The 1,246-nt window shown below is 50.0% G+C and carries 1 protein-coding gene; it reads left to right on the top strand.

Annotated features, from left to right (window positions below):
• Positions 1-902, top strand: a 902-nt coding sequence (locus G6O54_RS36865; protein ID WP_165236120.1) for a zinc metalloprotease, incomplete at its 5' end; no start/stop codon positions are given.
• Between the last annotated feature and the right edge of the window lie 344 nt (positions 903-1,246).

Below are 1,246 nucleotides of genomic sequence, written 5' to 3'. Positions count from 1 at the left end.
GTAATGGTCAAGTCCTCGCGATTGAATTTGTAGATGAAAATCCAGACCCTCTCCTTTGTAGGAAAGTCCTTTCATGTGCTCGCGAATGGGAAAAATACATCAACCTACGGATTCTCACCGTGCCGCTTGGTGAGCACGCAGAGAAGTTTGGGCTCCAAGATTCATGTATTCGAATCAGTTTTCGCAACAAAGGTCACTATTCGAGCGTCGGCACGGATAGTCGTCTAGAGAAGGATCATTCGATGAACCTAGAAGTATCTAGGGATTCGAATGATATGGAAGTCAAAAGGAGTGCTCTGCATGAGATAGGACACGCCCTGGGTTTTCAGCACGAACACCAAAGTCCTGCCGGCGGCATTCAATGGAAGCAACCAGAGGCCATGCAATACTACTTAAAATATACGGGGTGGAGCGAAGACAAAGTGCAGTCGAATATTTTCGGACGCTTAGAGCGTGCCCATGTTGTAGCCACTTCTTTCGATGCTAAGTCAATAATGCTGTACCCGATTCCCCCTGGATTGACCACGAATGGTTTCTCTGTCGGCTGGAATAACGATCTGTCCGCAATAGATAAACAGGCTGCAGCAGCTATCTATCCGCCTTATGTCGATAAAGCTCACGGAGTGGTTGTAAAAATAGCTCCTGGGTTTGTGAAGCCAGGTGTGATCCTTGGTTCTATAAGTGACGACTCGGTTTTCCGCAGACTTTCTCGATTTGGAGCATCTAACGATCCAGTTGCTCTGGAGCCAGGCGATGAGATCACCGCTATCGATGGTCGTGAAATCAAAGATATTCAAGACTATAAAGATATGGCCAGATTTTTAGATCAAAAGATTCTTGTCCGCGTCTGTGATGTCCGAAATGGGCAAGACTTTGACTTAGTAACTCGAGGAGCCGAATAAGGCGACCGGGCGATGAAATTCTACCGCCTGTCCGGGATAGAGTGGGTGATCGGTGATGCAGGAGATCGGGTGATTATCGGGATTCGTCACGGATGGACGGGGGAGGATAAGGGGTCAGGAGGGAGGATAAGGGGGGAGGATAAGGGGTCAGGAGCCTTAAGGGAGGATAAGGGGTCAGGAGCCTTATTCACATCCGTTTCGGGTTGTCCTACTATGAAGCCATGCCAAGACCACCTCGAGCGGCTGAAGGCGGGCTGATCTACCACGCGCTGAATCGCGCCAACGCGCGGTTGGGCATCTTTGAAGGCGACGACGATTATGCCGCGTTCGAGCGCGTCCTCGTC

This window comes from Aquisphaera insulae (assembly GCF_011064615.1).
In the GTDB taxonomy this organism is placed as follows: domain Bacteria; phylum Planctomycetota; class Planctomycetia; order Isosphaerales; family Isosphaeraceae; genus Aquisphaera; species Aquisphaera insulae.
The sequence above is the reverse complement of the archived record's forward strand: the minus strand, read 5'-3'. Positions and strand labels throughout refer to the sequence as shown.